General features: G+C 66.7%; 25 protein-coding genes. 11 read left to right on the plus strand and 14 right to left on the minus strand.

The window, feature by feature from the left end; all coding sequences use genetic code 11:
- Positions 1-87 precede the first annotated feature (87 nt).
- Positions 88-1,206, minus strand: coding sequence for an anhydro-N-acetylmuramic acid kinase (locus tag LHP98_RS04165; protein WP_227251211.1), 1,119 nt, complete (start codon positions 1,204-1,206; stop codon positions 88-90).
- Positions 1,207-1,263: 57 nt separating this feature from the next.
- Between LHP98_RS04165 and tyrS the strand changes: the two genes are divergently transcribed.
- On the plus strand, positions 1,264-2,514 hold the full coding sequence (gene tyrS / locus LHP98_RS04170) for a tyrosine--tRNA ligase (protein ID WP_227251212.1): 1,251 nt from the start codon (positions 1,264-1,266) through the stop codon (positions 2,512-2,514).
- Between the two features lie 77 nt (positions 2,515-2,591).
- Here tyrS and LHP98_RS04175 read toward each other — a convergent pair whose 3' ends face one another.
- The 4 genes from LHP98_RS04175 to LHP98_RS04190 are packed head-to-tail and all read right to left on the minus strand — an operon-like array spanning position 2,592 to position 4,573.
- Positions 2,592-3,089, minus strand: coding sequence for an RES family NAD+ phosphorylase (locus LHP98_RS04175; protein ID WP_227251213.1), 498 nt, complete (start codon positions 3,087-3,089; stop codon positions 2,592-2,594).
- On the minus strand, positions 3,089-3,445 hold the full coding sequence (locus LHP98_RS04180; protein ID WP_227251214.1) for an antitoxin Xre/MbcA/ParS toxin-binding domain-containing protein: 357 nt from the start codon (positions 3,443-3,445) through the stop codon (positions 3,089-3,091). Before LHP98_RS04180 ends, LHP98_RS04175 begins: the two co-directional genes overlap by 1 nt.
- A gap of 56 nt (positions 3,446-3,501) precedes the next feature.
- Positions 3,502-4,074, minus strand: coding sequence for a peptidylprolyl isomerase (locus tag LHP98_RS04185; protein WP_227251215.1), 573 nt, complete (start codon positions 4,072-4,074; stop codon positions 3,502-3,504).
- Positions 4,064-4,573 carry a peptidylprolyl isomerase gene (locus tag LHP98_RS04190; protein ID WP_227251216.1) on the minus strand — a complete coding sequence of 170 codons (510 nt, stop codon included), beginning with the start codon at positions 4,571-4,573 and terminating at the stop codon, positions 4,064-4,066. Before LHP98_RS04190 ends, LHP98_RS04185 begins: the two co-directional genes overlap by 11 nt.
- Before the next feature lie 135 nt (positions 4,574-4,708).
- On the opposite strand from LHP98_RS04190, the gene LHP98_RS04195 reads away from it, so the two are divergent.
- The 6 genes from LHP98_RS04195 to LHP98_RS04220 all read left to right on the plus strand — a co-directional run bounded on the left by LHP98_RS04195 (position 4,709) and on the right by LHP98_RS04220 (position 11,168).
- Positions 4,709-5,899, plus strand: coding sequence for a phosphoglycerate kinase (locus tag LHP98_RS04195; RefSeq protein WP_227251217.1), 1,191 nt, complete (start codon positions 4,709-4,711; stop codon positions 5,897-5,899).
- Positions 5,900-6,006: 107 nt separating this feature from the next.
- Positions 6,007-6,900 carry a fructose bisphosphate aldolase gene (locus LHP98_RS04200; protein ID WP_227251218.1) on the plus strand — a complete coding sequence of 298 codons (894 nt, stop codon included), beginning with the start codon at positions 6,007-6,009 and terminating at the stop codon, positions 6,898-6,900.
- 109 nt (positions 6,901-7,009) lie between these two features.
- Complete coding sequence (locus LHP98_RS04205) at positions 7,010-7,312, plus strand: FtsB family cell division protein (RefSeq protein ID WP_227251219.1); 303 nt, start codon at positions 7,010-7,012, stop codon at positions 7,310-7,312.
- 189 nt (positions 7,313-7,501) lie between these two features.
- Complete coding sequence (gene pdhA / locus LHP98_RS04210) at positions 7,502-8,488, plus strand: pyruvate dehydrogenase (acetyl-transferring) E1 component subunit alpha (protein WP_227251220.1); 987 nt, start codon at positions 7,502-7,504, stop codon at positions 8,486-8,488.
- Between the two features lie 14 nt (positions 8,489-8,502).
- A complete protein-coding gene (locus LHP98_RS04215) occupies positions 8,503-9,876 on the plus strand; it encodes a pyruvate dehydrogenase complex E1 component subunit beta (RefSeq protein WP_227251221.1) in 1,374 nt (457 codons plus the stop codon).
- Positions 9,877-9,887: 11 nt separating this feature from the next.
- On the plus strand, positions 9,888-11,168 hold the full coding sequence (locus LHP98_RS04220) for a 2-oxo acid dehydrogenase subunit E2 (RefSeq protein ID WP_227251222.1): 1,281 nt from the start codon (positions 9,888-9,890) through the stop codon (positions 11,166-11,168).
- A gap of 87 nt (positions 11,169-11,255) precedes the next feature.
- On the opposite strand, the gene LHP98_RS04225 is transcribed toward LHP98_RS04220, so the two are convergent.
- The 7 genes from LHP98_RS04225 to LHP98_RS04255 all read right to left on the minus strand — a co-directional run bounded on the left by LHP98_RS04225 (position 11,256) and on the right by LHP98_RS04255 (position 19,285).
- Entirely contained in the window at positions 11,256-11,885 is a 630-nt protein-coding gene (locus LHP98_RS04225; protein ID WP_227251223.1) for a CDP-alcohol phosphatidyltransferase family protein, read from the minus strand.
- 370 nt (positions 11,886-12,255) lie between these two features.
- Positions 12,256-13,209 carry a phosphatidate cytidylyltransferase gene (locus LHP98_RS04230; protein ID WP_227251224.1) on the minus strand — a complete coding sequence of 318 codons (954 nt, stop codon included), beginning with the start codon at positions 13,207-13,209 and terminating at the stop codon, positions 12,256-12,258.
- On the minus strand, positions 13,206-13,841 hold the full coding sequence (locus LHP98_RS04235; protein ID WP_227251225.1) for a lysophospholipid acyltransferase family protein: 636 nt from the start codon (positions 13,839-13,841) through the stop codon (positions 13,206-13,208). The genes LHP98_RS04230 and LHP98_RS04235 overlap by 4 nt, the downstream gene beginning before the upstream one ends.
- 37 nt (positions 13,842-13,878) lie before the next feature.
- On the minus strand, positions 13,879-14,685 hold the full coding sequence (cysE, locus tag LHP98_RS04240; RefSeq protein ID WP_227251226.1) for a serine O-acetyltransferase: 807 nt from the start codon (positions 14,683-14,685) through the stop codon (positions 13,879-13,881).
- 490 nt (positions 14,686-15,175) lie between these two features.
- A complete protein-coding gene (locus LHP98_RS04245; protein WP_227251227.1) occupies positions 15,176-17,650 on the minus strand; it encodes a baseplate megatron protein TIM-barrel domain-containing protein in 2,475 nt (824 codons plus the stop codon).
- Complete coding sequence (locus tag LHP98_RS04250; protein ID WP_227251228.1) at positions 17,559-17,885, minus strand: hypothetical protein; 327 nt, start codon at positions 17,883-17,885, stop codon at positions 17,559-17,561. The genes LHP98_RS04245 and LHP98_RS04250 overlap by 92 nt, the downstream gene beginning before the upstream one ends.
- A 182-nt stretch (positions 17,886-18,067) precedes the next feature.
- The gene (locus LHP98_RS04255; RefSeq protein WP_227251229.1) at positions 18,068-19,285 is read right to left on the minus strand and encodes a deoxyguanosinetriphosphate triphosphohydrolase; all 1,218 of its coding nucleotides are present in this window, start codon (positions 19,283-19,285) and stop codon (positions 18,068-18,070) included.
- 87 nt (positions 19,286-19,372) lie between these two features.
- Between LHP98_RS04255 and LHP98_RS04260 the strand changes: the two genes are divergently transcribed.
- The 3 genes from LHP98_RS04260 to xth all read left to right on the plus strand — a co-directional run bounded on the left by LHP98_RS04260 (position 19,373) and on the right by xth (position 21,335).
- Positions 19,373-19,699 (plus strand): HesB/IscA family protein, encoded by a 327-nt coding sequence (locus tag LHP98_RS04260; RefSeq protein ID WP_227251556.1) that lies wholly within the window; start codon positions 19,373-19,375, stop codon positions 19,697-19,699.
- Between the two features lie 102 nt (positions 19,700-19,801).
- Complete coding sequence (locus LHP98_RS04265; protein WP_227251230.1) at positions 19,802-20,530, plus strand: hypothetical protein; 729 nt, start codon at positions 19,802-19,804, stop codon at positions 20,528-20,530.
- 25 nt (positions 20,531-20,555) lie between these two features.
- The gene (xth, locus tag LHP98_RS04270; RefSeq protein WP_227251231.1) at positions 20,556-21,335 is read left to right on the plus strand and encodes an exodeoxyribonuclease III; all 780 of its coding nucleotides are present in this window, start codon (positions 20,556-20,558) and stop codon (positions 21,333-21,335) included.
- A gap of 16 nt (positions 21,336-21,351) precedes the next feature.
- Here xth and LHP98_RS04275 read toward each other — a convergent pair whose 3' ends face one another.
- Positions 21,352-22,548 (minus strand): FAD-dependent monooxygenase, encoded by a 1,197-nt coding sequence (locus LHP98_RS04275; protein ID WP_227251232.1) that lies wholly within the window; start codon positions 22,546-22,548, stop codon positions 21,352-21,354.
- A gap of 101 nt (positions 22,549-22,649) precedes the next feature.
- Positions 22,650-23,072 carry an RNA polymerase-binding protein DksA gene (gene dksA / locus LHP98_RS04280; protein ID WP_227251557.1) on the minus strand — a complete coding sequence of 141 codons (423 nt, stop codon included), beginning with the start codon at positions 23,070-23,072 and terminating at the stop codon, positions 22,650-22,652.
- 171 nt (positions 23,073-23,243) lie between these two features.
- Between dksA and LHP98_RS04285 the strand changes: the two genes are divergently transcribed.
- On the plus strand, positions 23,244-24,083 hold the full coding sequence (locus LHP98_RS04285) for an AAA family ATPase (protein ID WP_227251233.1): 840 nt from the start codon (positions 23,244-23,246) through the stop codon (positions 24,081-24,083).
- Positions 24,084-24,365: the final 282 nt, after the last annotated feature.

The following is a 24,365-nucleotide window of genomic DNA, read 5'->3' on the forward strand; positions in this document are numbered from 1 at the left end:
GGCCAAGTGCAGGCAAGGCTACATCGCTCAGCCTTGACAGAACCCATGCCTTGCGCTGAGCACAGGCGAATTCCACGGCGGATCTTGTCAGCCCTCCCGGTCGGGGCGGCTGATCTGCCCCCCGCCGACCGCCGCCGGGACCCCTGTCGTGGCGGGGCAGGAAGACGGCATTCCGCGCGCCACGCGCACGGCAAGGAAGGCGAAAGCCTGGGCCTCCAACATATCGCCATCAAGGCCCGCAGCCTCGACCGGTTCGACCGGGCAGGAGAACTGCCGAGACAGATGGAGCATGAGCGTGGCGTTGTGGCGACCGCCACCGGTGACCAGCAGACGGGTGATCGGGGATGGAAAGTGCTCGGCCCCGCGCACCACGGCGGCGGCAACGGCGGCGGTCAGAGTGGCGGCGGCATCGGCGTCGTCCAGCTTTCTGACAGCGTCAAGAAGGCCGTGGAAATCATTTCTATCCAGAGACTTGGGCGGCATCCTGAAGAAGAAGGGGTGGCCCAGGAAGTCCATGATCACTTGCCGTTTCACCCGGCCCGCGGCGGCCAAGGCACCGCCTTCGTCGCGTTCGCGCTTGAGACGTCTGCGCATCAGGTCGTTGATCGGGGCGTTGGCGGGGCCGGTGTCGAAGGCCAGCAGCGCACCGGGAACCTCGGGCGCGGGTTGGGCGGGGTCGACCCAGGTCAGGTTGCCGACGCCGCCAAGGTTGAGAAAGGCGATGGGTGCGGTCGCTCCGATCCGGCGCGCCAGCGCGAAGTGGTAGAACGGCGCCAGTGGCGCGCCCTGACCGCCCAACATCACATCGGCGGTGCGGAAGTCCCAGACCACCGGCAGGCCCAGAACCTGCGCCAGAAGCGCCCCGTTGCCGGCCTGATGCGTGCCCCGCCCGCGCGGATCATGTGCCAGAGTCTGGCCGTGGAAGCCGACCAGCGCGGCGCCGTCAAAGCGCGACAGCAGTTCGGCATGGGCGGTTTCCACCACCTCCGCCGCCTCGGCCACGCCGGACCCTCCGGGCCAGCGGCCTAGGGCGGCGCGCAGGGTGGCCTGTTCGGCGGGCGTATAGGGGCGATAGGCGGTGGGGCCGAAGTCCAGAACGCGGTGCCCGTCGGTCAGGATCATCGCGGCGTCGACCCCGTCCAGAGAGGTGCCCGACATGGCCCCTAGCACCCAGATCGGGCCCTGATCCGCCCTGCCCTTCGCCATCTTTCCCTTCGTCCCCTGCCCCGCTATACCGCTGCCACCTTTAAGCACGGGTGCCCCATGACCTACCATCCGAAATCCGACTTCCTGCGCGTGATGACCGAGCGCGGCTTTGTGGCCGACTGCACGGACTATCAGGCGCTGGACGAAGCGTTCCGGGCGGGTGTTGTGCCGGGCTATATCGGCTTTGACGCGACGGCGACCAGCCTGCACGTCGGCAGCCTGATCCAGATCATGATGCTGCGCTGGCTGCAGAAATGCGGCGGCAAGCCGATCGTGCTGATGGGCGGCGGCACCACCAAGATCGGCGATCCGTCGTTCCGGGCGGAAGAGCGGCCCTTGCTGACGGATGCCCAGATCGACAGCAACATCGCCGGGATCAGGCGGGCGTTCTCGTCCTATGTGGCCTTCGGCGACGGCGCGACCGACGCGGTGATGGTGAACAACGCCGAATGGCTGGACGCGCTGAACTACATCGGTTTCCTGCGCGACATCGGCCGGCATTTCAGCGTCAACCGGATGCTGTCCTTCGAAAGCGTCAAGTCGCGGCTGGACCGGGAACAAAGTCTGTCATTCCTGGAATTCAACTACATGATCCTTCAGGCTTATGATTTCCTTGAGCTTTACCGCCGGTATGGCTGCCTGTTGCAGATGGGCGGCAGCGACCAGTGGGGCAACATCGTCAATGGCGTGGACCTGACGCGCCGGGTCATCGAGGGTGAGGTCTTTGGCCTGACCTCTCCGCTGCTGACCACCAGCGACGGCCGCAAGATGGGCAAGAGCCTGAATGGCGCCGTCTGGCTGAATGCCGAGATGCTGAGCGCGTATGAATTCTGGCAGTTCTGGCGCAATACCACGGATGCCGACGTGGGACGGTTCCTGAAGCTGTACACCGAACTGCCGGTGGCCGAATGCGACCGGCTGGGCGCCCTGGGCGGGGCCGAGATCAACGGCGCCAAGATCGTGCTGGCGAATGCGGTGACGGCGCTGCTGCATGGCGAGGCGGCGGCTGTGGCGGCGGAATCCACCGCGCGCGAGGTGTTCGAGAAAGGCGGCGTGGGCGATGACCTGCCGACGGTGCGGGTGGTGCCCGAGGAGATGGCGGACGGCGTCGGCATCGTGCAGCTGTTCGTGCGGGCGGGTCTGGCGGCCAGCGGCAAGGACGCCAAGCGGCTGATCCTCGAGGGCGGCGCCAAGGTGAACGACGAGATCATCACCGATGCCGGGCTGCGGCTGAAGGCGGGCGATCTGGTCGAGCCGGTGAAGCTGACCGCCGGGCGCAAGCGGCACGCTCTGGTGGTGCTGGACTGAGGCTTGCGCTGATTGGCAGGCCGCCGGGGGCGCTGCCCCCGGACCCCCGGGATATTCTCGGACAGATGAAAAGCGGGTCAGTCCTTAGGGCTGAGCCGGGCTTCGTCGTCGATCAGGCGCAGGGTTTCGGCTGTCCAGCGCCAGAGGACCAGGTTGCGGGCCTGTGGCGGGGCGAGGCGGGCGTAGCTGGGGGCAAGAAGGCCGGCGTAGCCTTCGGCGGCCAGGGTGCGGGCCAGGGTCTGGGTCGGGGCCTCACCACCGGCGGCCATTTGGGCGCGCCAGTCGTTGGCGGCAAGGCTGGCGGCGGTCAGGCCCCGGGCCTGCAGCGCCTGCGGGTTGGTGGCGTCGAAGATGGGTTCGATGTCGGCCTGGAAGCTGACCAGGATCGTCGGTTGCAGGGGCTGGCCGATCTGGCTGACTTCGCGGATGGCGGTGACCGGGTCCAGCGTGCAGTAAAGGGCTGCCATGCCCTTGGGGTTGAAGCGGCCGCCGTGGCGGCGGGCGCCTTCGCCGGACAGGGGATCAGCCACCCAGACCGGGTTCAGCGCGCGGTATACAACGGCCTGCAGCCGCATCAGGCGTAAAGACCGGCGTCGATGGCGTCGATGTAGTCCACCACTTCCGCCGCCCGGCCTTGCTGGACAAGGTGCATCGCGGTCAGGCCGCCGTAGCCGGACAGCGGCTCGGACCGGTACCAGGCATAGGCGATGAGGTCAGAGCCGAAGCGCGGCGCGACGCGGGTAAGGATTTCCATCATCTCGCGCAGGCGGGTCTGGGTCTTGGGCGTGCCGATGCGGTCCTTGCGCGACAGCGCATCGCGGCCCAGGCCGGTGGAGCGGGCGACATCCTCGACCGTGGTCAGAAGCTGTTCGGCGATCAGCCGGGGCGAGAAGCCGGGGCCTTCGGCGGCGCGGGCCAGGGCAAGGGACATGGAAGCCTCCACAGGGATTGACGGAATATAGCGTCAATCCCTGTGGAAGACAAGGGTCAGGGCTGGACGGTGACCTTGGCCATCACGTCGGGGTCCGACGAGACCTCGCCGTTCGCGCCGTCGCCACGCTTGATCGCGTCGACGACTTCCATCCCAGAAATCACCCGGCCGACAACGGTATACTGGCCGTCGAGGAAATCGCCCGGGGCGAACATGATGAAGAACTGGCTGTTGGCCGAATCCGGGTCTTGCGCACGGGCCATGCCGACGATGCCGCGCTGGAAGGACAGGTTCGAGAATTCGGCCGGGATGTCCGGCAACGACGAGCCGCCGGTGCCGGCAGAGCCGAGGTCGCCGCCAGCCTTGCCGTTCTGCACGTCGCCGGTCTGGGCCATGAAGCCGTCGATGACGCGGTGGAAGACCACGTTGTCATAGGCGCCCTGCCCCGCCAGCGCGGTGATCTGCGCGACGTGCTTGGGCGCCACGTCGGGCAGCAGGTCGATGACGACGGTGCCGTTGGCCTGCCCCGCCACTTCGATCACCAGGTTGGGGCCGGGCAGGTCGGGCACGTCTTCGGCGAAGGCGGGGGCGGCCAGCAGGACCGCGGCGAGCGCCAGCTTACGCGACATCGGCGGCCACCCGGACGGTGATCATGCGGTCGGGGTTGGCCGGCGGCTCGCCCCGGGCGATCTTGTCGACGTGGTCCATGCCGGAAATCACCCGGCCATAGACGGTGTATTGCCCGTTCAGAAAGTGGTTGTCGTTGAAGTTGATGAAGAACTGGCTGTTGGCCGAGTTCGGGTTCTGCGACCGCGCCGCACCGATGGTGCCGCGGTCATGCGGCAGCTTGGAGAACTCTGCCGGCAGGTCGGGGTATTTCGATCCGCCGGTGCCGGCGCGGCCGGGATTGTAGCCGCTTTCCATGTTGGCATTCGCCACGTCGCCGGTCTGCGCCATGAAGCCCTGGATCACGCGGTGGAAGGCGACATTGTCATAGGCCTTGTCGCGGGCCAGCTGTTTCATCCGTTCGCTGTGCTTGGGTGCCACGTCCTTGAGCAGCTCGATCACCACTTCGCCGTCCTTCAGCGTCAGGATGATGGTGTTTTCGGGGTCCTTGATCTCGGCCATCCGTCGTCTCCGGGTTTTGGGGTCGCCGGAAGGTAGCGACCGGTCGCCGCAAGGGAAAGAACAAAAGGGCGTGATCGGTTGACGGCAGGGGCGAATGCGCGGCAAGAGGGTCGAAACCCGAACAGGAGAAGTCCGATGGCTTGGAATTCGCTCGATGACGTCGCGCTGGCCGGCAAGGTCGTACTGACTCGCGTGGACATCAATGTTCCGATGGAAGACGGCAAGGTAACCGACGCGACGCGGATCGAGAAGATCGTGCCGACGGTCGAGGACATCATCGCGCGCGGCGGCAAAGTGGTGCTGCTGGCCCACTTTGACCGGCCGAAGGGCAAGGTGGTGCCGGAGATGAGCCTGAGCCGGATCGTTCCTGCGGTCGAGGCGGTGCTGAAGCGCAAGGTGGTGTTCGGGACCGATTGCGTGGGTGCGGCGGCGCAGACGGCGATTGCGGCGTCCGGCCCGGGCGAGGTGGTCTTGCTGGAGAACACCCGCTTTCACGCCGGCGAAGAGAAGAACGACCCCGCTCTGGCGGCGGACATGGCGCGCTTGGGCGATGTCTATGTGAACGACGCCTTTTCAGCCGCGCACCGGGCACATGCCTCGACCGAGGCGCTGGCGCGGCTGTTGCCCAAGGCGGCGGGGCGGCTGATGGAGGCGGAACTGAAGGCGCTGGACGCCGCACTTGGCAATCCGGCGCGGCCGGTGATGGCGGTCGTCGGCGGCGCCAAGGTGTCGACCAAGCTGGAACTGCTGGGCAACCTTGTCTCGAAGGTTGAGCATCTGGTGATCGGCGGCGGCATGGCGAACACCTTCCTGGTGGCCCAGGGCATCGAGGTCGGCAAGTCGCTGGCCGAGCGCGACATGGCCGACACCGCGCGCGAGATTCTGGCCAAGGCCAAGGAAGCGGGCTGCAAGATCCACCTGCCAGTGGACGTGGTGGTGGCGCACGAGTTCAAGGCCAATGCGCCCAGCAGCATCATGGTGGTGACCGCCTGCCCGGCCGACGGGATGATCCTGGATGCCGGCTCGGAGACCGTGGCGCGGATCAAGGCCGCGATGTCTCAATGCGCGACGCTGATCTGGAATGGCCCGCTTGGCGCCTTCGAACTGACGCCGTTCGACGCGGCGACCAATGCCACCGCCAAGGAGGCCGCACGGTTGACGGCGGCGGGGCACCTGATCTCGGTCGCCGGGGGCGGCGACACGGTGGCGGCGCTGAACCAGGCCGGCGCGGCGGACGACTTCACCTTCATTTCGACCGCGGGCGGCGCCTTCCTGGAATGGATGGAAGGCAAGGTCCTGCCCGGTGTGGCGGCGCTGAACGTCTGATCCGGCGGCGCGACCGATTCCAAGGCGATTGTTAGCGCGACCGTGATTGCGGGGCGCGGGCTGGTTCGTTATGCGGTAGAAAACACCGCGAGAAGGGAACCGGGCACATGAACAAGGCAGAGATGACGGCGCAAATCCGCGCCGGACTGGGTTTCATCGCAGCGCTGGACCAGAGCGGCGGGTCAACCCCCAAGGCCCTGAAACTGTATGGCCTGGATGAAAGCGCCTGGGCCGACGAGGCCGGGATGTACGACCTGATACACGCCATGCGGACGCGGATCGTCAAGTCTCCCGCCTTTGACGGACGCAAAGTTGTCGGCGCGATCCTGTTCGAACAGACCATGGACCGCAGCATCGACGGCATGCCCACTGCCACTTACCTGTGGGACAAGCGCCGCGTTGTGCCTTTCCTGAAGATCGACAAAGGGTTGCAGGCAGAAGTTGACGGCTGTCAACTGATGAAGCCGATGCCGGACCTGGACGCCCTGCTGGACCGGGCAGCGAAGGCGGGCATCTTCGGGACCAAGGAACGCAGTGTCATTTCGGCGGCCAATGCCACGGGCATTCAGGCCGTGGTGGACCAGCAGTTTGCTGTGGGTGCGCAGGTCGCGGCGCATGGGCTGATGCCGATCCTGGAGCCGGAGGTGACCATCTCGATCACCGACAAGGCCGAAGCGGAATCATTGCTGCTCAGAGCCTTGCTGGCAGGTCTTGAGAACCTTCCCGAGGCCCGGCAGGTGATGCTGAAACTCAGCTTGCCGACGGTGGACAACCTCTATGCCCCGTTGGTGGATCATCCGAAGGTGCTGAAGGTCGTCGCGCTGTCGGGGGGGCACAGCCGCGAGACGGCGAATGCCCTTCTGGCGCGGAACCGCGGCGTGATCGCCAGCTTCAGCCGCGCCCTGACCGAAGGCCTGAGCGCGCAGCAGACTGAGGCCGAGTTCGACCGGACGCTGCAAGGCGCCATCGAGTCGATTCATGCGGCTTCAATCGCCGGTTGAGGCGATAATTCAGGGAATCCCGCGCTTTGGGGGATTCCCTTCGCGCCTTGCTTGTGCAATGATTTGTTGGATGCCCCCATGGAAGAGGGGCAAATCGAGGCGGATCGTCATGACCCAGGCAGGCGCGCGGCAGAACATCGGCGGGCTTATCTACTTCGCGGCGGCCTTCACCCTGGGCGTCTATTTCACCTTCGCTGCGGTGCAGGGCGATTTTGGCGTGCTGCGCCGGGTTGAGATCAGCGCCGAGGCCGACAGCCTGCGCGCCGAGCGCGACCGACTGATGGTGGATCTGGCACAGATGCAGAACCTGACGCATCGCATCTCGGACGAGTTCCTGGATCTTGACCTTCTGGACCAGCAGGCCCGCGATGTGCTTGGCTACATGCGATCCGACGAGATCACCATTCGCTGACCGAACCGCCGATTGGGGCGCACGCTCGCGGCGATTGCTGCACGTCTGCAAGACTTATGGCTTGTGTATGGCCTTGCGCCACACCTTGCCGGCTGAAGACTGCCGCTGAATTTCCCTTTGCCCCGCATTCTTCGATGCGGTAGAAATGGTTTAACGTTGAACCATTCCTTTGACTGGAGGGGGCGCCGCATGGCGAAGACAGCCGAAACCCGGCACAATGTCCAGAAGGACGAATTGCTGCGCTATTACCGCGACATGCTCTTGATCCGCCGGTTCGAGGAAAAGGCGGGCCAGCTGTACGGGATGGGGCTGATCGGTGGCTTCTGCCACCTCTACATCGGGCAAGAGGCGGTGGTCGTGGGCCTGGAGGCGGCGGCCAAACCCGGTGACAAGCGCATCACCAGCTATCGCGACCACGGCCACATGCTGGCCTGCGGGATGGACCCAAAGGGCGTGATGGCAGAACTGACGGGGCGGATCGGCGGCTATTCCAAGGGCAAGGGCGGGAGCATGCACATGTTCTCGAAAGAGCGCCACTTCTACGGCGGGCACGGAATCGTGGGCGCGCAGGTGCCCTTGGGCGCAGGCTTGGCCTTTGCCGACAAGTACCTGGGCAACGACAACGTGAGTTTTGTCTATTTCGGCGACGGTGCGGCCAACCAGGGCCAGGTCTATGAGACTTACAACATGGCCGAGCTGTGGAAGCTGCCGGCGGTATTTGTCATCGAGAACAACCAGTATGCGATGGGCACGTCGGTCAAGCGGGCGACGCGGTCGATCACGCTGCATGGCCGCGGCGTGGCATACGGTCTTCCGGGCGAGGCCGTCGACGGGATGGACGTGATGGCGGTCAAGGCCGCGGGCGAGAAGGCGGTGGCGCACTGCCGCGCCGGCAAGGGGCCATATATCCTGGAGATGATGACTTATCGCTACCGCGGCCACTCGATGAGCGACCCGGCCAAGTACCGCACCCGCGAGGAGGTCGAGAAGATCAAGACCGAGAAGGACTGCATCGAGCATGTCCGCGATCTGCTGACCCAGGGCGGGCTGTCCTCGGACGACGACCTGAAGGCCATCGACAAGGAGATCAAGGCGCTGGTGAACGAAGCGGCCGAGTTCTCGAAGGAAAGCCCGGAGCCGCCGCTGAGCGAACTCTGGACGGATATCTGGGCATAAGGGGGGCATCGAGGATGGCTACGCAGGTTCTGATGCCCGCGCTTTCTCCGACCATGGAAGAGGGCACGCTGGCGAAGTGGCTGGTCAAGGAAGGTCAGGCGGTAAAGGCCGGCCAGGTGATCGCCGAGATCGAGACCGACAAGGCGACGATGGAATTCGAGGCCTCGGACGAGGGAACAGTGGGCAAGCTCTTGGTGGCCGAGGGAACCGCCGGAGTGAAAGTGAACACGCCTATCGCGGTGCTGGTCGAGGCGGGCGAGACCGTGCCGGCAGGGGAGACGCCGGCTCCGGTCACGGCTGTTGCGGCCGCGGCTCCGGTTGCGGTTGCGGCGGTTGCGGCCCCTGCCCTTGCCCCGGTGGCAGCCGCAAGGGGCTGGCCACACTCCGATCTGCCCGAGAATGTGCCGACCAAGACTATGACGGTGCGTGAGGCCCTGCGCGAGGCGATGGCCGAGGAGATGCGCGCCGACCCCACGGTCTTCCTGATGGGCGAGGAGGTGGGCGAATACCAGGGCGCCTACAAGATTTCGCAAGGCTTGCTGGACGAATTCGGCGCCCGCCGGGTGGTGGATACGCCGATCACCGAGATGGGCTTTGCCGGCATCGCCACCGGGGCCAGCTGGGCCGGCCTGAAGCCGATCGTCGAGTTCATGACCTTCAACTTCGCCTTGCAGGCGATCGACCATATCATCAACTCGGCCGCCAAGACGCTGTACATGTCGGGTGGGCAGATGGGCAGCCCGATGGTGTTCCGCGGCCCGAACGGGGCGGCGGCGCGGGTCGGCGCGCAGCACAGTCAGGACTTCGCGGCCTGGTATGCGGCGATTCCGGGGCTGAAGGTCTGCATGCCCTATTCGGCGGCAGACGCGAAGGGGCTCTTGAAGACCGCGATCCGCGACCCGAACCCGGTGGTCTTCCTGGAGAACGAGATCCTCTATGGCCGCGTCTTCGAGGTGCCAGCCGAGGGCGATTTCACCGTGCCCTTCGGCAAGGCCAGCATCTGGCGCGAGGGCTCGGATGTGACGCTGGTCAGCTTTGGAATAGGCATGGCGCATGCGCTGGCCGCGGCCGAGCAACTGGCGAAGGACGACATCAGCGCCGAGGTGATCAATCTGCGCACCCTGCGGCCGATCGACTATGACACCATCCTGGCATCGGTTCAGAAGACCAACCGCTGCGTGACGGTGGAAGAGGGCTTTCCGGTGGGGTCGATCGGCGACCATCTGGCCAGCACGATCATGCAGCGGGCCTTCGATTATCTGGATGCGCCGGTGGTGACCTGCACCGGCAAGGATGTTCCTATGCCCTATGCCGCGAACCTGGAGCGGCTGGCGCTGATCACGCCGGCCGAGGTGGTCGCCGCGGTCAAATCCGTCTGCTACCGCTGAGGGAGGGGAGCATGGCTGTCGAGATCCTGATGCCCGCGTTGTCCCCCACAATGGAGGAGGGGACGCTGTCGAAGTGGCTGGTCAAGGAAGGCGATGCGGTCAAGGCAGGCCAGGTGCTGGCCGAGATCGAGACCGACAAGGCGACGATGGAATTCGAAGCGACCGATGAGGGGGTTGTCGGTAAGCTGCTGGTGGCCGAGGGAACGGCGGGGGTGAAGGTGAACACGCCCATCGCGGTGCTGCTGGAGGACGGCGAGGACGCCTCTGCCGCGCCTGCGGAGGCGGCTCCAGCCCCGGATACCGCCCCCGTTTCGGTGCCATTTGCGGCGCCTGCCCCCGTCGCGGCCGCCGCTTCGGGGCCGCGGGTCTTTGCCTCGCCGCTGGCGCGGCGGATCGCGCGCGAGAAGGGCGTCGATCTGGGCGCTCTCAAGGGTTCGGGCCCGCATGGCCGGATCGTGAAGGAGGATGTCGAAGGGGCCAAGCCCGGCGTTGCGCCCGTGGCGGCTGCCCCGGTGGCGGCGGCCGAGACCCCTGCCCCGGCCAAGGTGGCGATGCCCACGGGCATGGCGGCCGAGACCGTGATGAAAATGTACGCCGACCGCGCCTATACCGAGATGCCGCTGGATGGCATGCGCCGCACCATCGCCGCGCGGTTGACCGAGGCCAAGCAGACCATCCCGCATTTCTACCTGCGCCGCGAGGTTCGGCTGGATGCATTGCTGGCCTTGCGCGAGCAGATGAACCGCGGGCTTGAGGCGCGGGGGGTGAAGCTATCCGTCAACGACTTCATCATCAAGGCTTGTGCGGTGGCCCTGCAGGCGGTGCCAGATGCCAATGCGGTCTGGGCGGGGGACCGGATTCTGAAGCTGAGGCCTTCGGACGTGGCCGTCGCCGTGGCGGTCGAGGGCGGGCTGTTCACGCCGGTGATCCGCGACGCCGAGGCCAAGAGCATGAGCGTGCTGTCGGCCGAGATGAAGGACCTGGCGGCGCGGGCCAAGGCCAAGCGACTGGCACCGCAGGAGTACATGGGAGGCAGCTTTGCCGTCTCGAATCTGGGGATGATGGGGATCGAGAACTTCGATGCGGTCATCAACCCGCCGCATGGGGCGATCTTGGCCGTCGGCGCAGGGGTGAAACGGCCGGTGGTGCTGGCCGATGGATCGGTGGGCGTGGCGACGGTGATGTCGCTGACGCTGTCGGTCGATCACCGGGTGATCGACGGGGCGTTGGGGGCCACGGTGATGAAGGCGATCGTCGAGGGGCTGGAGAACCCGATCTCGCTCTTGGCCTGACGCCGGGCAGGCGGGGGTTTCACACCCCCGCACCCCCGTGGGATATTTTCCGGACAGATGAAAGGGGGCGTCGATGCGCCCTTTTGTTCACCGGCCGCCGAGCGCGGCGCGCAGCCGGACCGAACGGCGCAGGATCGTGATGGCGGTGCCGGCGAGGATGATCCAGAGCGTGACCGCGAGCGTCCAGGCCGGCGCGTAGAGGGCAGCAATCAGGCTGCCCAGCGTCAGCGCAGCCATGCGATGGGGTTTCGCCATCGGGCCGGAGAAATCGGGGGCCAGGCCCTCGGCCCGGCCGAGTTCGCGCAGGTAGGCGGTGGCGACGGCGAGGCTGGCGGCGCCAAGGCCGAGGGCGGGGTGATGCGCGGCAAGACCCGCCCCCCACAAGAGCAGGATGTCCGCGGCACGGTCGGGGGCTTCGTTCCAGAAGGCGCCGCTGCGTGAGGCGCGGCCGCCCTCGATGGCGACCATGCCATCCATCAGGTTGCACAGGAGCCGGGCCTGGATGGCGGCGGCGGCGAGCAGGAGCAGCAGCGCCTCGGCCAGGCGGCCGCTGGTGGCGGCGGTCCAGTAGCAGAGAAAGCCGAGCAGCGCGAAGCCGACCGAGGCGGCCGAGATGCGGTTGGGCGAGATGCCGGCAGCGACCAGGCGGGCGGCGAGGGCGCGCGCCCAGGGTGCGCTGCGGGTGTCCAGCGGGCGGCGCGAAGCCGGGCCGGTCATCGCGGCGCGCCCTGCGCTGTGGGGCAGAGCAGGGCTGCCTTGCGCACGGGCCCGGCGTCAGAGGCGGGGGTTTCACACCCCCGCACCCCCGTGGGGTATTTCTCCGTGTGGAAGGCAGCAGGGTTGATCTCGGTAAGCCTGCCCCAGGCAGGTGGGCAGGAAACCTGAGCCGGAGGGGCGGAAGACCGGTGGCCGGGCGTGAGGGCACGACAGTCGCGGCGGTGTGAGGCCGCACCCGGAACAAGACGGCGCGGGCGGCACGCGGCAAGGCGGTCGCCTGCGCCGTCTGCGCCCGGAACCTGGCGGCGGGGCCTGGGGGCCGCAGCGGGCGTTCCCTTGCCGACGAGTTGGTGCGCGGTGCGACCTTGGGTCATGTGGTGGACCAGAAGTAGCGGGTGAGATGAAAGAAGATCGGCGCGGCGAAGATCACGCTGTCGAGCCGGTCGATGAAGCCGCCGTGCCCAGCGATGAGGTGGCCCCAATCCTTGACCCCCTTGTCGCGCTTGATCGCAGACATGACGAGGCCGCCGAAAAAGCCCATAAGACAGATGACCAGGCTCATCGCGGCCGACTGCAGCGGCGTGAACGGGGTGAGCCACCACAGCCCTGCCCCGGCCAGAACCGCTGAGGCGATGCCGCCGATGGCGCCCTCCCAGGTCTTCGAGGGCGACAGCGCGGGGGCGATCAGGTGGCGGCCTAGCGTCTTGCCCCAGACGTATTGCATTACGTCCGAGAACTGCACCACGAAGATTAGGTAGGCGATCAGAAGGACGTTGCGGCCGTCGAAGCCGGGGAATTGCAGGTAGAGCAGCGCGGGGACGTGGCTGATGCAGTAGATGCAGATCATCAGCGCCCATTGCGTTTCCGCCACCCGATCAAGGTAGCGATCGGGGCGGCCGCGCAGGGCCGAGATCACCGGCAGGAGGAGGAAGACATAGACCGGCACGAAGATCGCGTAGAAGCCGTACCAGTCGATGCCGACCAGGAAATACTGGAACGGCAGGATCACGAAGAAGGCAGCGGCCAGCGACCAATGGTCGGCCACGCTCTTGGTGGTCAGAGTGAGGAATTCGCGCAGCGCCGAGAAGGAGAGGATGCCGAACAGCACCACCACGCCGATGCGGCCGGCAAGGAAGGCGATCGCCAGCAGTGCCACCATAGCCCACCAGGCTGCGATTCGGGCGTTCAGGTTCTCGACCACCGGGTTCGAGCCGTCGGGCGCGAGCGTCTCACGCAAGACCTGGCCGATGGCGGTGGCGAGGATCAGCAGAGCGCCGACGCCGAGAAGCAGCAGGGTGAGGGCAGGTGCTGCGGCGGAGGTCACGGCCGTGGCTCATGCAGGGCGCCAAGCGCGGCCGAAGCGCGGGCGAGGAAGTTCTCTTTCGGCTCGTCCGGATTGATCCGAACGGCCGCACCATAGGTGACGGTGCAGATCAGCGGCACCGGCACGATCTCGCCCTTGGGCATGACGCGGTTGAGGTTCGAGATCCAGACCGGAATGAGGTCGATCTCGGGGCGTTGGCGGGCCAGGTGGTATAGGCCGGACTTGAACGGCAATAGCGGCGCATCCGAGGTGTTGCGCTTGCCCTCAGGGAACATGATCAACGCCGAGCCCGCGTCGAGCGTGGCAATCATCTGGGCGACGGGGTCCTCGCTGCGCGCCTCCGGGCGGCGGTCGATGAGGACGGCGCGGAAAACGTCGCGGCCGAAAAAGGCGCGTAGCGGCGAGGTCAGCCAGTAGTCCAGCGCAGCAACGGGGCGGGTGCGCCGGCGCAGGACAGGGGGGAGCAGCGTCCAGATCAGGACGAAGTCTGCATTCGAGGTGTGGTTGGCGAAATAGACCCGGGGACCCGCGATCGGCAGTGACCCTGCCCAGATGGCACGCGGGGCGGTGACGATGCGCACGAAAAGCGACACGGCATCCCCCGCCACCTTGGTGACGGCCGTGTAGGCCATGCGTTTCGCCCGGAAGAGAAGGGACATGCGGCTGCGGTCACTCGTGCTGGAGCAACTGGTCCATGGTCAGCGCGGGTTGCTCGCAGCCGGCCTTGCCAACCACGCGGGCGGGCACGCCGGCGACAGTGGTGTTGGGAGGAACGTCCTCCAGCACGACCGAACCCGCAGCGATACGCGAGCAATGGCCGACGTGGATGTTGCCCAGGACCTTGGCGCCGGCGCCGATCAGCACGCCGTTGCCGATCTTGGGGTGGCGATCACCGTCTTCCTTGCCGGTGCCGCCGAGGGTGACTGAATGCAGCATCGAGACGTTGTCACCGACCACGGCGGTTTCGCCGATGACGATGGAATGGGCGTGGTCGATCATGATGCCGCGGCCGATGGCTGCGGCGGGGTGGATGTCCACGCCGAAGGCCTCGCTGACCCGCATCTGCACGAAATAGGCCATGTCTCGCCGGCCACGCTGCCAAAGCCAGTGGCCGATACGATAGGCCTCGACGGCCTGGTAGCCCTTGAAGAAGAGGATCGGCTGCAGGAAGCGGTGGCAGGCCGGGTCGCGCTCATAGACCGCCATCAGGTCGGCCCGTGCGGCGGCCCCAAGGGTTGGGTCATCGCCATAGGCTTCATCGGCGATCTCGCGCAGGATCTGCTCGCTCATCTCGCCCGAGGCGAGTTTCAGCGAGAAGCGGTAGGCAAGCGCCCGCTCGAAGGTGGCATGGTGAAGAAGGCCGGAATGGATCAGTGCCCCAAGCAGGGGCTCGGAGCGGATGGCCTCTTCCGCCTCGTCGCAAATCCTTGTCCAGACCGGATCGACGGTTGCGACGCGCTGCTTGGTTTCTGCCATGACCCGCTCCTTCCGCCACTCAACCCTCCCGCTGTCAGGCCTCGGCGCTGTCCGGTCGGATTTGGTGGTGGCGCAGAGTATGGGTCATGTCCCGCGGCGCGGCAATCGGCAAAACCGGCACGACCCGGCGCTTCAGGCGCGACCGGGACGCCTGAGGAAGACGCCCGCGATTGCATCGGCGCACTTTCCGCCGATCGTGGGCTTGTCGGCTGGAATCGCGAGGCGCCCGCTGTCCCGGGCAACGGCCGTCGCGGGCGGTCTTGGCAAGGCGGATCGGCCCCGGCGCCTACAGAGGAGCAAAGACGCGTGTCCCCCGGGCCACGAAGGCTCCATTTGGTCAAGCGATCGCATGCCGTCGCCGGGCCAATCCGGAACAGCCAGCCACGCCAGCGACACCCTTCGCATCGGGCCAGAGACATCACCCTGCCCCCCCAGTCACGCCCCAGCCAGTTTCATGGGCGCAGGCGACTCAAACGCCCCCCTCGCCTGGTCAAGCTGGCACGGGAACCACGCGGAAGGGGCCAGGTCCGAAGCGCGACGATATCTGCGCAACCGCCAGGCTGAAAGAAGAGGACAGACCGTCGGCCGCCTGGGCCAGAGCTGGATAGTCGAAAACCGTCGTGTCCACGGTGTATTCGGCGCGGACGGATTCTCCGACCAGCACGCGCACCATGTAACGCTCTTCGTCTTCGCCAAGCGGCACCTCGGTCGCGATCCAGCTGTCGCCGTCGATGCGCGTGCGGCGTATCCAGGTGGCGAAAACCGAAGTCCCCAAGCTTCCGAAGACCTTCAGGTGGACTACCGAATAGGGCCGAAGGCCGATGCCGTCGAATGCCAGCGTGCGGGCCACGACGCTGGGGTCATCAAAGCCCCGCAGCGAAGTGCCGATCCGGTAGTGGCGGACAAGGCCACGCGCGCTGACAGGCAGATCAATCTGCGACAGGCTGCGATCCAGAAGCACGACCGTGCTGCCAACTGGCCAGACCGGCAACATCGTCTCGCCGGTGCCCAGCTGACCGCGAAGCCGAAGGCTCAGGTCATAGCTGTCTTCGGCAACAAGCGTTGCGTTGGCGAACTGGAATACCTCCCAGTTGCCCGCGCTGCCATCGCCGATAGCCATGGCATTCGCCCCGTTCAGAACGTCGATCACCGGCACGCTGGACAAGCTGCCGCCGACGACCTTGACCCGAAGCGATGCTCCTCGATCCCAGATCCCGGGCGAGCAGGCGGCCAGTTCGGATTCGGTCACACCGATGATCGACGGGGCGGCGACCAGGCGGTTCAGTTCGAACCCGCTTTCGCTGATCGACGACCAGACCGCCACGCTGCCGGGCCAGGGCTCGGCCGAGACCGCAACATGAGGAGCGTGCGGCCGCTCATCTCCCGTGATCAAGGGAAGATCCAGGAAGACGGGAAGCACGGGAACGGGCGCGACAAAGGGACGTATCACGGCTGGGTCCTCCGATCCGGGGCGGCGCTCATAGAGGCTGCCCTCGACGCGAACGGCTTCGACCAGTCGGGCATCTGCATGCTCGACACGATCAACGCGATAGGTGCTGCCATCCTCCAGGCGCAACCGGTCCCCGGCGCCGACAGGCCTGGAAGACGGCGGCATGGCCAGCCGGATCGTGTCGCGGGCAATGCGCGATTCCGACAACCAGCGCAGCACGATCTCCGAGGCCTCGCCAGGCGTCAGGACCAGCTGCAATTCGGTTGCCGAAACGGTGGTCTGAACCTCGTCCGGCACTCGGGCTTCTGCGGTCCGGACCTCGTAGTCACCCTCGCTTTCAATGTGACCAAGCCGAACCAGGCCACTGAGTTCGGGCTCGGATGCGCGGGCGAGTTCGATCTGCCCGTCGAGATCGTCCGAGATCGCCAGGGCATCGACCGCGACAACGTGGTCAATGCCTGGCCTGCGCGGCAGAAAGCGCAAGGCACCTTCACGTTCGACAGCATCGAAGCCGAACGCCATGGACAAGGGTTGAAGGCTCGCGCGGGCGGCCTGGACCTGGTCGGAAGCAAACCCCCGCACCACACCAAACAAGGACGTGGTAACAACCGCCTCCGCGCCACCACTGGAGCAGATTTCTTGCACCACGGCCGATAGCGGCTGATTGGTGGCGCGCCCGTTCAGCCAGTGGCCACGAGCGTAGGACGGACCATCGCTCCACAGGTCGATGCGCCCGGGGAAAGCCGGAAACGGCCGACTGTCCCAGGCCCAGGCATGGCTGCGTGTCAGATCGACCATACGCCCGGGATAGGCCAGAGAGATCGGATTGTTTGCAGGCTCACCCCAGAACTCTGCCATTGCGCGGTAATACTGCATCTGAATCACATCGTCGCGGTGACCCAGCGAGGCCCGGGGCAGCACTGACTCGGACGAAAGGACGTCAAGAAAGCGGTTCGGCTGGTTGGTTGCCTTGTCGATCGCTGCGCATCCATATTCATCCGCCCAGGCCGCATCGAACTGCGGCCCCCGCAGGCTTTCCGGGTCATGCGCCGAGAACACCTGCGCCTCCGCCCCGTTCGGCCAGACCAGCGTGCGGCGCCCCGCCACCCACTCCGGCCGGCGGTCGGGGGGCGAGCACGCCAGGATGCCGCTGTCGCCCAGCACCATCACCTCGCGCGCCTGGTCCACCGTCTCGGCCACCAGCGCCACCCGCTTCGCCCGGCCCGGCGCCAGCGGCGTGCCGCCCTCGACCATGCCGCGCACCCATTCCGACCCGGCCCGCGTCTTGCCCGCGCCGCGCCCGCCCATGATGACCCAGGTCTTCCAGGCCCCCTCCGGCGGCAACTGATGCGGCAGCGCCCAGAACTCGAACACCCAGGGCAGCGCCAGCAGCGCGTTCTCGCTCAGGTCCGACAGGAACCCGTCAATCTCCTCTTGCGTCGCGGAGGCAAGCCAGACGGCGCCCGATTTCATCGCGCGCGGCGTCGAGGTCCAGCTCGCCGCGGGCTCCGACATCCCCGGCAACCTGCTTGCGAAGTTTCTCGACATTCTTGCGTCCCTCCAGGACCTGCTTGCTGAATTCCACCAGATCGCGAACCGCCACCCGGCCCGCCTTTGCCTGCTCGAACTGCCCCTCCCGGATCGCCGCCAGCTCCGCGTTCAGATCGCCCACCGCGATCCGGAACAACTCTTCCGTCAGGTGAAGGGCCTCATCCGGCTCTGCCTCGCCTTCGCTGAACCTGATCGTCATGGAATGTCCTGTCCGCCTTTCTCATGCCGCCCCCCGGCCCGAGCGAAATGAAAAAGCGGCCCCGGGGGTCACCCCCTGGCCGCTCTCGACACTTCTTCTAGCATGCCTGAAGTCCTACCTCAGACCGCTCGCAAGGTCAAGATAAAAATCAAGCGATTTCAGACGGTTGTGAGAACGCGCGGTTAACCTTTCGTTAACCCCTGCAGCCCCGGCTCTTCGGCCTGGACAACCGGCTCACCTGCCGTCAGGCGCGCATGTTCCTGGATGGCGAAGCGGTCGGTCATGCCGGCGACATAGTCCGCCACGATCCGCGCCAGCCCGGTTTCATCCTTCGCCCGCTCGATGTCCAGCCACCACTCCTGCGGCAAAAGCCCGGGATTGCTCAGGAACAGCGGAAACAAATCGTCGATGACCCGGGTCACCTTCGTCCGCACCGCCATCACCGACGGCGCGCGGTACATCCGGTGGAACAGGAAGCCCCGCACCGCCTTCAACTCCTGATACAGCGGCTTCGAGAACCGGATGATCGTCGTGCCCATGTGGCGGATGTCGTCCACCGATTTCGGCTGCGCCCCCGCCAGCCGGTTCTGCGCCACTGCGATCACGTCCTCGACCATGCGGCCGAACACCCGCCGCAAGGCCTCATGCCGCCGGCGCATCCGCTCCAACCCCGGATACAGCCGGTCCACCTCGGCAAAGGCCGGGCCGGCCACCGGCAGGTCCATCAGGTCGTCCTCGGTGAACAGGCCAGACCGCAACCCGTCATGCAGGTCATGGTGCGAATAGGCCACGTCGTCGGCAATCGCCGCCACCTGCGCCTCGGCGCTGGCATGGGTGTGCAGTTCCAGATCCCACGCCGCGTTCACCTCGACCAGGGCATAGGGCAACGGGCCGGCATGCTTGGGGTCGGCGTTGGGGCCGGTCACTGGCCCATTATGTTTGGCAATGCCTTCCAGCGTCTCCCACGTCAGGTTCAGCCCGTCGAAATCGGCGTAGTGCCGCTCCAGCCTTGTGACGATCCGCAGCGCCTGCGCGTTGTGGTCGAACCCGCCATAGGGCGCCATCAGCCGCGCCAGCGCATCCTCTCCGGTATGGCCGAACGGCGTGTGGCCCAGGTCATGCGCCAGCGCGATGGCCTCGGCCAGATCGGTGTTCAGCCCCAGCACGCCGGCGATGGTGCGCGCCACCTGCGCCACCTCGATCGTATGCGTCAGCCGGGTTCGGTAATAATCGCCCTCATGTTCGACAAAGACCTGCGTCTTGTGCTTCAGCCGCCGGAAGGCCGAGGAATGGATGATCCGGTCGCGGTCACGCTGGAACGGGCTGCGGAACGAACTCATCCCTTCGGGGTGCAATCTCCCGCGCGAGGCGTCGGGCTGGCAGGCAAAGGGGGCAAGCATCGCGCCGGGGTATCCTTGGCTTGTTCGGGGCGTCAGGCTTCCATATATGTAAGCCCTCGCCGCAAGGATACGGGAACAGCCATGGAACTGACGCTTCCCCCCCGCGTGACCGACCGCGCCTTCGCCCGCCTGGCCGAGATCGCCGACATGACCGGCGCGCCGCGCCCCCTGCGGGTGGGCGTCTCGGGTGGCGGCTGCTCGGGGTTCCAGTATGACATCCGGCTGGACGATCCGGCATCGGATGACCTTGTCCTGGAAAAGGACGGGTTCAAGGTCCTGGTCGACCCGGTCTCCCTGCCCTTCCTGCAGAACGCCGTGATCGACTTTTCCGATGAGCTGATCGGCGCCCGCTTCGTGATCGAAAACCCCAACGCCAGCAGTTCCTGCGGCTGCGGCACCAGCTTCTCGGTCTGACGCCCGGCGCACCGGCGCCGATCCGCCTTTTCATCAGACTGTCACGTGACCCAGCGCCCGGTCACCCTATCTCCTTTGGGACGGCTAGTTTGGGAGACAGCGATGACGACCGTCCTCATCCTCGGCTCCGCGCCGATGGCGGCCGAGGCCGCGCGCTGGCCGCGGGCGCCCTTCGACCGGATCGTGGCGATCAACAACGCCCACGCGATCCGGCCGGACTGGGATTTCCACATCCATCCCTGGGATTTCCCGACCGAACGCCGCCCCGCCCCCGGCCCCGGCCAGCAGATCGTGACGCAAGAAGACTTCGTGCCGGCCCAGAATGCCTTGGGAGGCTTCGTCTACGCCGGCGGCACCATGGCCTTCACGGCGATCTACTGGGCGCTCCACGCCCTTTCGCCCCGTGTCATCGCCGTTTTCGGCTGCGACATGCACTATCCGGCCACCGGCCCCACCCATTTCTACGGCCAGGGCGCCGCCGACCCGCTGCGCCCCGATGTCACCCTGCGGTCGCTCGAGGCCAAGTCGGCGCGGCTGATGGTTCTGGCCGCCCGGCGCGGCACGGCGATGGTGAACCTCTCGCAAGGCCCGTCGCGGCTGGTCTTCCCCCGGCTGCCCCGCCCGCTGGCACCGCGCGCGCACCCGGCGCCCGTCGACGAACGCCTCGCGGCCCGCGCGCTGGAAATGGAACAGGCGCTCGACTACCGCGTTCCTTCGGGGCGGTATTGGGAAGAATCCCACCGGTTCGACGCGCAAGAGATCGATCGCCTCGACGCCCTCTGGCTGGCCGCAGCCCGCCCCGCGCTTGTGCGCCGGGCCGCGCGCCCCTAGAACGGGCGAAACCGGAGACGCGCCAATGAAGATTGCCAGCTTCAACATCAACGGCATCAAGGCCCGGATCGAGGCCCTGCCGCGCTGGCTGGACGCCGCCCGCCCCGATGTCGTCTGCCTGCAGGAGATCAAGAGCCAGGACGAATCCTTCCCGCGCGAGGTGTTCGAAGACCTTGGCTACCGCGTCGAAACCCACGGGCAGAAGTCGTTCAACGGCGTGGCGATCCTGTCGAAACTGCCGCTGGACGACGTCACCCGTGGCCTGCCCGGCGATGCCGCCGACGAACAGGCCCGCTGGATCGAGGCCACGGTGATCGGCACCCGCGCAGTGCGGGTCTGCGGCCTGTATCTGCCCAACGGCAACCCTGCACCGGGGCCGAAGTATGACTACAAGCTGGCCTGGATGGCCCGGATGGAGGCCCGCGTCCGCACCCTGCTGGCCACCGAAGACCCCACCGTCTTTTTGGGCGACTTCAACGTCATCCCCCAGCCCATCGACGCGGCGAAACCGGAAGCCTGGACGACCGACGCCCTCTTCCTGCCCGAAAGCCGCGCCGCCTTGCGCCGGATCGTCCACCTTGGCCTGACCGACGCGATCCGGGTGCGCGACCCGCGCCCGGGCCTCTACACCTTCTGGGACTACCAGGCGAATGCCTGGGAACGCGGCAACGGCATCCGCATCGACCACCTGATGCTCACGCCGCAGGCCGCCGATCTGATGCAGGACGCCGGCATCGACAAGGACACCCGCGCCGGCGACAAGCCGTCCGACCATGTGCCGGTCTGGGTCGATCTCGCCGCCTGACCAGGGCGAATCCCACCTACTCCGGCTGCGTCACATCATGGCCATACAGCCAGTCGAATCGCCCCAGCGCCGCGCTCGGGGCGACGGCGCCGCCGATGCGCAACCCCAGATGGGCCAAAGACCGCAGCGGCCCCGCCAAGTGATAGGCCTTCGCATTGCGGGTCGCCGCATCCACGATCCGCGCCGCCCGCGCCGCGCGCCGCGCCTGATAGGCCGCCAGCCCTTCGGCCAGACCTCCGGCCGCCAGACTGTCGGCCAGACTGTCGGCCAGCACCCAGGCATCCTCCAGCCCCATGCTGGCGCCCTGCGCCAGGAAGGGCAGCGTCGGATGCGCCGCGTCGCCCAGAATCGCCACGCCGCCCTCGGGCAGCGCCCTTTGCCAGACCGGCGCCACCGGATGCCGGAACAGGCCCCAGAGAAACACGTCCTGCGCCTTTTCCAGCCAGCCCTGCACCCGGCTGCCAAAGCTCTCGAAGGCCACTCGCAACTCCATCGGGTCGTCCTTCAGCGACCAGCCTTCCTCGACCCAGCGCCGCCGCTCCTCGACCGCCACGATGTTGCGCAAGGTGCCGCCGCGCAGCGGATAGCTGACCAGATGCCGCCCCGGACCCATGTGAACCTCGGCCACCGGCCGTGCGCCCCGCTCGCAGGGCACCAGAGTGCGCCAGGCCACCTGATGGGTGAAGAACGGCGCCTGCTGGCCGTTCAGCGCCGCCCGCGTCGGTGAGTGCAGCCCGTCGGCACCGATCAGAAGACCGGTCTCTTGCTCGGCCCCGGTCGCGAACACCAGCCGCGCCCGTGCGCCGCTCAGATCCACCCGCTCTACCTTCTGCAACAGACGCAACTCGACACCGGCGTCGCGCGCGCCCTGGCAGAGCAATTCGATCAGATCGGCCCGGTGCAGGAAGTGGTAGCCCTGCCCCGGTCGCAACTGCGCCAGGTCCAGCCGGGTGACCAGACTGCCGTCCAGCCCGTCGCGCAACTCGACCGCGTCCGCTCGGATCGACACCGCCTCCAGCGCAGCGCCCAGCCCCAAAGCCTTCAGCACCACCGCGCCATTCGGACTGATCTGCAGCCCGGCGCCCACCTCGCGGATGGCATCGGCCTGCTCCAGCACGGTGACCTGCGCACCCTTCAGCGCCAGCGCGCGCGCCACGGCAAGGCCGGCGACGCCTGCGCCAAGGATGGTGACGGACTGGCCAGACAGGGTCATCGGTCAGACCTCCCGAAATGCAAACGCCGGGCGAGAGCACCCGGCGTCACTTTCCCGTCATCCGCGCCAGGCCGCAACCCCCCGCGCCTGCGACGATAAATTCAGTCCTCGCGATGCACCTTTTCCCGACGCTCATGCCTTTCCTGCGCTTCCAGCGTCATGGTGGCAATCGGGCGGGCATCCAGCCGCTTCAGGCTGATCGGCTCGCCGGTCATCTCGCAATAGCCATACTCGCCGCTCTCGATCCGCCGCAGTGCCGCGTCGATCTTGGCGATCAGCTTGCGCTGGCGGTCGCGGGTGCGCAGCTCCAGCGCGCGGTCGGTCTCTTCGCTGGCGCGGTCGGCCAGGTCGGGCACGTTGCGCGCGCTTTCGGTTAGGTTGTCCAGGGTTTCGGCTGACTGGCTCAGCAACTCCTGCTTCCAGACCACCAGCTTCCTGCGAAAGTACTCAAGCTGCCGGTCGTTCATGAATGGTTCGTCTTCGGCGGGACGGTAATCGTCCGGCAGGAACACTTCCGGCTTCATAGCAGCACTCTCCATCTTGTCGGCACGCGCCGGCAGGCAGGCATCAGTCATGGCGCGCTCCTGTTGGGCGGGCATGTAGCTTAAGTCCTTTGCCTTGTCACTAGCGGTTGCGGCATTTTGTGCCTCCCGCTAGGGTCCGCCTCCAGTTGTGATCAGCCCCCGGATGCGGCGATGAAATTCTCTTCTACCCCCGGCTACGTCGCCGCCCCCGAACTGGCCATCGCGGTGAATGCCGCCGTGGCGCTGGAACGGCCGCTGCTGGTCAAGGGCGAACCCGGCACCGGCAAGACCGAACTGGCCCGCCAGGTGGCCGCCAGCCTGGGCATGCCGTTGATCGAATGGCACGTCAAATCCACCACCAGGGCGCATCAGGGCCTGTATGAATACGACGCCGTCAGCCGGTTGCGCGACAGCCAGCTGGGCGATGCCCGCGTCCATGACGTCAAGAACTACATCCGCCCCGGCAAGCTGTGGCAGGCCTTCACCGCGCCGGCCCGCGTGGTTCTGCTGATCGACGAGGTTGACAAGGCCGACATCGAGTTTCCCAACGATCTTCTGCAGGAACTCGACCGGATGGAGTTCCACGTCTACGAGACCGGCGAGACGATTCGCGCCGCGCAACGCCCCGTCGTCATCATCACCTCGAACAACGAGAAGGACCTGCCCGACGCCTTTCTGCGCCGCTGCTTCTTTCACTACATCCGCTTTCCCGACGCCGAAACGCTGGCCGCCATCGTCCGCGTCCACCTGCCCGGCATCAAGGACCGCCTGCTGGCCACCGCCCTGGCCGAATTCTTCGAGATTCGCGAAACCCCGGGCCTGAAGAAGAAACCCTCGACCTCCGAGATGCTCGACTGGCTCAAGCTGATCCTGGCCGAGGACCTGTCGCCCGAGGACCTGAAACGCGACAGCCGCCAGCTCTTGCCCAAGCTGCACGGAGCGCTGTTGAAGAACGAACAGGACGTGCAGCTGTTCGAACGGCTGGCCTTCCTTGCCCGCGGGCAGCGCTAGCCCGCCAGCTTGCCAACCCACCAGGGCCGCGGCCTTCGAAGACGCCGTCAATCGTGTGACTGCCGGTCGCGATACCGGCGCGGAAACCGCCACTTGGCAGCGCGATTTACCTTTTGCGATGCAGCAGCGAATCGGTTCGATTTCGGTCGGTTCAGTCGCGGACTTAAAGTGATTTGCGGTCGGAACGACCAAAATCTGACACAGTATGAAATATTCCGTGATACAGCCGTGGCAAATCTGGTTCCCCGCCCCGCACCCGACGCAAGCGGCAGTAGCCGGCAT

Origin of the sequence: Rhodobacter sp. Har01 (assembly GCF_020564565.1) — a bacterium.
In the GTDB taxonomy this organism is placed as follows: domain Bacteria; phylum Pseudomonadota; class Alphaproteobacteria; order Rhodobacterales; family Rhodobacteraceae; genus Pseudogemmobacter.